At 62.0% G+C, this 6,308-nt stretch carries 5 protein-coding genes and 1 pseudogene; 5 read left to right on the top strand and 1 reads right to left on the bottom strand.

The window, feature by feature from the left end; genetic code table 11:
• Window positions 1-182 precede the first annotated feature (182 nt).
• The 5 genes and pseudogenes from D6T64_RS00295 to D6T64_RS00315 form a co-directional block, all read left to right on the top strand.
• Window positions 183-1,074, top strand: a pseudogene (locus D6T64_RS00295) (IS5 family transposase); the annotation flags it as partial.
• 123 nt (window positions 1,075-1,197) lie between these two features.
• Entirely contained in the window at window positions 1,198-1,416 is a 219-nt protein-coding gene (locus D6T64_RS00300) for a YdeI/OmpD-associated family protein (RefSeq protein WP_119970321.1), read from the top strand.
• On the top strand, window positions 1,413-2,009 hold the full coding sequence (locus D6T64_RS00305; RefSeq protein ID WP_119970323.1) for a CGNR zinc finger domain-containing protein: 597 nt from the start codon (window positions 1,413-1,415) through the stop codon (window positions 2,007-2,009). Before D6T64_RS00300 ends, D6T64_RS00305 begins: the two co-directional genes overlap by 4 nt.
• A complete protein-coding gene (locus D6T64_RS00310) occupies window positions 2,006-2,395 on the top strand; it encodes a RidA family protein (RefSeq protein WP_119970325.1) in 390 nt (129 codons plus the stop codon). The genes D6T64_RS00305 and D6T64_RS00310 overlap by 4 nt, the downstream gene beginning before the upstream one ends.
• Before the next feature lie 300 nt (window positions 2,396-2,695).
• Entirely contained in the window at window positions 2,696-3,610 is a 915-nt protein-coding gene (locus D6T64_RS00315; RefSeq protein WP_325049752.1) for a pentapeptide repeat-containing protein, read from the top strand.
• Window positions 3,611-3,872: 262 nt separating this feature from the next.
• On the opposite strand, the gene D6T64_RS00320 is transcribed toward D6T64_RS00315, so the two are convergent.
• The coding region (locus D6T64_RS00320; protein ID WP_119970329.1) for an ABC transporter permease at window positions 3,873-6,308 on the bottom strand (2,436 nt) is incomplete at its 5' end.

Raw genomic sequence — 6,308 nt, forward strand, 5'->3', positions numbered from 1 at the left:
TCAAATTGAACCCTAAGTAAGTTCTATTTTTCCTGATCCGATAGGCATTCTCGGTTTAACGCGCCGCTACAACCTCAACTCGACCGGTGGATCGAGGCTTAGGGCACCGCATCGTCCCGTACGAGGTTCCCGTTAGGGCGTGTCTCCTAATGATCCGTGGGGTTGTCTGGCACAGTTGACGCATGTCGCGAACTGCCGTTTTGTCTGACAGCGAGTGGGCTCGACTCGAGCCGTTGATGCCGTCGTCCAAGAATTGTGTGGGCCGTCCATTTCAGGACCACCGCCGCATTCTGGAAGGCATCATTTATCGGTATCGAGCGGGGATTCCGTGGCGGGATTTGCCGGAATCGTTTGGCCCCTGGCAGACCGTCTGGAAACGTCACCGGCGCTTCAGCGGTGACGGCACGTGGGATGCGATTTTCACGCGCTTGTTGTCCCAGGCCGATGCCGCCGGGCTGATCGAGTGGGAGGTGTCCGTGGACTCCACGGTCAACCGCGCGCACCAGCACGGCACCAACCTCAAGCGCACCACAGGGGGAACTTTCGAACTACACGAATCTTCTCACCGAGCCCCCTGACCATGCAATTGGCCGGTCACACGGCGGTTTGACGACCAAGATTCACGCATTGTGTGACGCGAATCTGCGGCCGTTGGTTATTCTGTTGGGACCGGGGCAGGGCGGTGATTCTCCGATGTTCCCCGAAGTTCTGGGGAGTCTGCGGGTGCCACGGCTCGGTGGCGGCCGACCCCGAACGACGCCCGTTCGAGCGATGGGGGACAAAGCCTATTCGTCCAAAGCGAACCGTCAGATGCTCCGAGAGCGCAATATTGAAGCCGTGATCCCGGAGCGATCTGATCAGATCGCCAACCGCAAACGGCGAGGCCGAGCCGGCGGTCGCCCGCCCGGCCTGGACAAGGAAGCCTACAAACGCCGCAACGTCATCGAGCGCTGCTTCGCGGTTTTCAAACAATGGCGCGGCATCGCCACCCGCTACGACAAACTCGCACTCACTTATCGCGGCGGAGCTGTCTTTAGAGCCATAACTATTTGGTTGAAGGCATTAGGAGACACGCCCTACGGGCATATCGGGCACGCTGGAAACGAACGAGCGTTATCACGAACAGGATCGAGCCTTCTTGATCTAACTGGTATAAATGGTTAGTTTTGTTTTATGTCCCAGCGTTCCAGATATCCCATGCCTGCTGACGTGGCCACTGCCCTGACCGACTCCGGCGTGCAAGGCGCATACGATGAACGCCCGGCGTACCAACGCAATGACTACATCGGCTGGATCGAGCGGGCCAAGATGTTAGACACTCGCTCGCGGCGCATCGGACAGATGCTCGATGAGCTAGCTGTCGGCGGCGTTTACATGGGAATGCAGCACGCACCCTCTCACAAGAACGGCTCATGACCAGCCGGTCGGATACCGGCGTCTGGCTGACGCCTTCCGACGGCCGGCGATGGCGCTTCTATCCCGGCGCACTGAGTCTCGCCTTCGGGTGCACGGGCGACTTTGGATACAACGTCGACGCGTGGGAGACGCTGCGGAAGCCCACCGACCTTAATCTTTGGCTGTCCGAACGTTTCGGTCCCGTCCTGCACCCGAGCGACGACGCCGACTTTGGTGGAGCGAAGCAACTCCGAGCAGCGATCACGTCTACCGCACGGCGCGCGGCCTCCGGCCAGATACTGGACCCCGCCGACATCGACACCATCAACCTCTGGGCAAGTCGGCCATCGGTGCCCCAGTATCTTCCCGGCGGAACACACGGACCTGTGCCGCCGACCCCTTCCCAGATGCTTGCAACGATCGCACATGACGCCATCCAAGCCTTCGCTACGACCGCCGGCATGGTCCGTGAATGCGCGGCAGAGGACTGCCACCTGATCTTCCTCGACACCTCCCGTCCCCAGAGCCGCCGCTGGTGCTCCATGAGCCGTTGCGGCGGTCGAGCAAAAGCAAGGGCCCACTACGCCCGCCACCTGACAGGAGAACGCTCATGACACGACAGACCACCCACGTCGACCCCACCGAACTGCACCACAACCCCGCCTTCACCCAAGGTGTCATCGCCCCCGCAGGCCCGATGCTCTACGTCGGTGGGCAAAACGGCACCGACAGCCACGGAGAACTAGCCGAAGGGATCGAAGCTCAGACGACTCAAGCGATGAGCAACGTCCTGGCCGTACTCGCAGCCGCAGGGACCGGACCCGAGCATGTCGTCAAGCTCACGATATACCTCACCAGTGGCATTGATCCGCGAGCCGCATTCGGGGCCTCACAATCAGTCTGGGGCAACCATCGGACCGCAATCTCCGTCCTCATCGTCGCAGACCTTGCTGTCCCAGGGGCATTAGTGGAGGTGGACGCCATCGCACTCATTCCATAAGTCGTCGAATCCCCCTAAACGATCGTGCAGAGGCTTGCCTCATTCGCTGGTCGGGACATGTATCACCCATCTGATCGGTCATATCAAGAGCGGACTGCCATCTGCCCGTTGAGGGTTCGGCTTGCGGGCACGGACCGATGAGTACGGAGCACAGGCGGTGGCCAAGTGTCAGATACTCTGATGCCAGTGATATTTCATGCGTCTCTGTGACCCAGAGCCCCTGTAGGGATTCCAGTTCACTCCTCATCCGAGGAGTAGTGATTCAGCGCGCCCGCGAGGGGAGCTCCAGTCGGAGTTCCCGTGCATCCCGGCCACCTATCGAACTCATCACTGGAAGATCCCATTCACATGACATCAGCGAACTCTCTCGAACCAGCTTCGCCCGCCCTCGACCGGGCATCCCTGCGACCTGACTGCGGTAATTGCTTTGCCCTCTGCTGCACTGCCTTCGGTTTCTCACGTTCTGCAGACTTTCCTGTCGACAAACCCGCAGGTTCTCCTTGCCACAACCTGGCACCTGACTTCTCCTGCACGATCCATGACACACTGCGCCCGAGAGGCTTCCGTGGCTGCACCGTCTTTGACTGCTTCGGTGCAGGCCAAAACGTGTCGCAAGGGCTCTTTTTCGGAAAGAGCTGGATCGAAAGCCCTGACACCAAGAGCGAGATGTTTGCCGCGTTCGCTGCCGCACGGCAGCTCCACGAGATGCTGTGGTATCTGGCCGAGGCACAGACGCGAACGTTCGATCCCGACGCCTCACACCGTGCGGCACAGCTCAGGAACACGATCGAGCATGCCGTCGGGGGTGAACTATCGGACGTGCTTTCACTGGATGTTCAGGATCTTCACTCCCAGGTGAGGTCAACGCTCATCGAGGTCAGCGAAGAAGTACGGGCGGCCTACCTTGCCACTGGCAATGACCACCTGGAATCCGCGCTGAAACCGGGAGCAGACCTGATGGGTAAAAATCTCAGGTCCCGCCGACTGTGCGGGGCAAATCTTCGAGGGGCCTATCTCATCGCCGCAGACCTGCAGGACAGCGACTTGTCAGGAGTAGATCTGCTCGGCGCCGACTTCAGAGATGCACGCCTTGACGGCGCTGACCTCTCGAAGGCCCTATACGTGACGCAGCCGCAACTCAACGCCGCGCACGGCAACCATGTAACTCGTCTACCCGCGGATCTGAAAATGCCGCCCCATTGGCAAGACGCCTGACACCGTACAACTCGACGGGGAGCCTTGGCAGGTACTGAACGCTGCCAAGGGCAAACGACTCGCGGTATCGCTCAACAATCCCGATGCAGCCGCCGCACTTCTGGTGAGTTCGAGCGCCACTGAGGGGTGGCGTAGCCCCGTATGAGGTTCCCCTTTCGGGATAAGAAAGTGGTTGGTGTGTTCTCATGTGAACTATCGCCGCGGAGTCGGCGGTGGATCGTGTGGTGTGCGTTGATGTGATGGTCAGTTTGGTGGTGACGGGTTAGTCGATCGTTCGGGTGATTCGGGTGTTGGTTGGCCGTCCGATCAGGAGGACGGCTAGGATGCTTGCCCCGATGATGGTGAGTCCGAGACCAGCTTGAAGCCCCCAGAGTGGCACTGTTTCGATCCAGGCGCCGCCGATGCCGGTGGCGCGGTTCCATGCGATTTGGTACGTGCCGAGAGCGATGCCGGCGATAAAGCCCAGCGGGATGCCGGCAGCGAGTAGCACCGTCGCCTGGCTGAGGGTGAATTGGCGCAGGAAGTGCTTTGTTGCGCCTACGGCGAGCATTGTCGTCACGTCGCGGCGGGACTGGGTCTTTGCGAGGAGTAGGGAGATGGCGCTGGCGGCGACGGCGAGGGCTGCGAGTAGGGCGATAGGGATGAGCGCGCTATCTCGCCCCCAGTCGCGATAGCTGTTTGCTTCGGTCATGCGCACGAGGGAGGTGTGCTGCTTGATCGTCGTGCGTGCTTCGGTGAGTTGGGTGGGTGTGAGCTCCGGGTCAGCGGTGACGATCTCTCCGACGTACTCCCAGTCCGTGACGCCAATTTCGGTCGCTGTATCGGGACTGACTGTGGCGGCGAATGCGAAGCCGTGTAGAAAAGCGCCCGGCAGCTCGACGAACTGTTCCGCGTTTTCCTCAGTGGGTAGGAAGTCCGAGGACAGAGCGACGCGCACGGTGCCGTCGGCGGACAGTCGCGCAGCATTGTTGACGACGATGCCGCCATCCTCCAGCACTGCGGCAGCGGCCGCTGCTCCGTCCATGCCGGTGGCCAGGAGCGCGTCGCTGTCCATGATCCCTGCATCGGTGCCACCCCACCACGGCACCGAGAGGCTGGGGCTGTAAGCCAAGATGTCTGGGGTGCAGACCAACGGGGCACCGGTTTCGGTGGATGAGGCCGTATCGGGGTAGAGGCCGTCTGGGCAGGAGCGATTCAGTGGCTGCACGGCTCCGAACCGCAGTGATGCATCCCTCTGGTTGGAGGCTGAGTAGATGGGTTCGTGCCCATTGATTGGCAGTACGTCGTGCAGCGCGTCGATCGTGTCGCTGATCACGAGTCTGTCGATCTCGTTACCGATCGGGATGTCGGTGCCAAGCGCCAGGCTTCCACCCTGAACCACCTCGCCAACGCGGTCCCGATCGTTCGCCGTCATCGAGCCGGTTACGACGATGAAATAAGATGCGGCACAAACCGTGACGAGCACTGCTGTCGCGGCCGGCACGAAACGGGACCGGTGCTCTTTGGCGTCGTGCAGTGCCAGGCGTGAGGCGACGGGGGCACGTCTGGCCAAGCGCGCGCCCAGGGACGGTATCGCGCGAACGAGCAGCAGAATTCCGACGATAGCGAGAACCACGGTCGTTACGAGCAGAACGGCCGAGATCGCTGCAGACGCCGGGACGGTGCCTGGGGTCGTGTATTCGGGTGTTGGGGTGACTCCGGCGAGGCTCAATACGCCAGCGACAACCGCGGCGAGTATCGCGACCGGCCCTGCGATGGCGAAGAATTTTGCGCGGCCGGGCTTGGCACCGCGACGGGGCGTCGGGCGGTCCTTGAGCGCGTCGACGGGTTGAAGTCGTGCCGCGGAGGCGGCCGGAATGAGAGTCGTGATGAGTCCTAGGAGGGTGGCGATCCCCATCCCGGTCGGAACGATCCACCAGGGAAAGGACCGGGCGAAGTCTTGTCCCGGTGGGAGCCACCCATCAACAAGGAATGCAATTGCAACGCCGACTGCCGCGCCGAGGAGACCGCCTGCGGCGCCAATGACCGTGCCCTGGGCGTTGACGATGCGGCGCAGGTCCGCCGGGGTTGCCCCGGTGGCTGCGGCGAGTCCTAGTGTGCGCCGCGATTGATCGGTGGACACTGCAAAGGCTGGAGTGATCAGCATGAGTACGAGTGCTGTGCCTAATGCCCCGACAAGTACGATTCCGGCGATCTGGAGCAGCACGGCGTTTATATCGACCGGCACCGGATAGAGCTCGCTGTCGGCGGGGTACTCGGTGAGTACATGGCGGGAGACCGCGAAGGCCTGCAGTTGGTTCATGGACGTGGCCTGCGCCCACGTTACCGGTGCGTCACCGACGACCAGCCAGTGCCCGTCCACTCCGGCCTTGTCGTCGGTGGCCATGCGCGAGATCCACCCGTTGTGGGCCCAAACATGGGGGGCCTCGTCGTCCACGATTCCGGAGACGCGATAGCCGCGTTGGGCGTCTGCCACGACGTCGCCGATACGTCCGTCGGAGCTGTACCACCCAGTCGATGGCGGCGCGACAACGGCGATCTCGTCGCCCAGCCCCAGCCCCAGCCGATCAGCCAGCGACGACGTAATGACCGCTTCGGCCTTAGCCTCGATCCACCGGTCCGGCTTGAGTGAGCGTGCTCGCTGATTTCTGAGCGGTGTTGTGGTGGTGGGCGCGGCGAAGCTGTCGGCCTTGCTGCC

It is taken from the genome of Cryobacterium melibiosiphilum (assembly GCF_003602235.1).
Taxonomy (GTDB): domain Bacteria; phylum Actinomycetota; class Actinomycetes; order Actinomycetales; family Microbacteriaceae; genus Cryobacterium; species Cryobacterium melibiosiphilum.

Excerpts from the sequence above, each read along its gene's own strand:
- D6T64_RS00300 (WP_119970321.1), top strand. The coding sequence starts at position 1,198 with ATGCCTGCTGACGTGGCCACTGCCCTGACCGACTCCGGCGTGCAAGGC.
- D6T64_RS00305 (WP_119970323.1), top strand. The coding sequence starts at position 1,413 with ATGACCAGCCGGTCGGATACCGGCGTCTGGCTGACGCCTTCCGACGGC.
- D6T64_RS00310 (WP_119970325.1), top strand. The coding sequence starts at position 2,006 with ATGACACGACAGACCACCCACGTCGACCCCACCGAACTGCACCACAAC.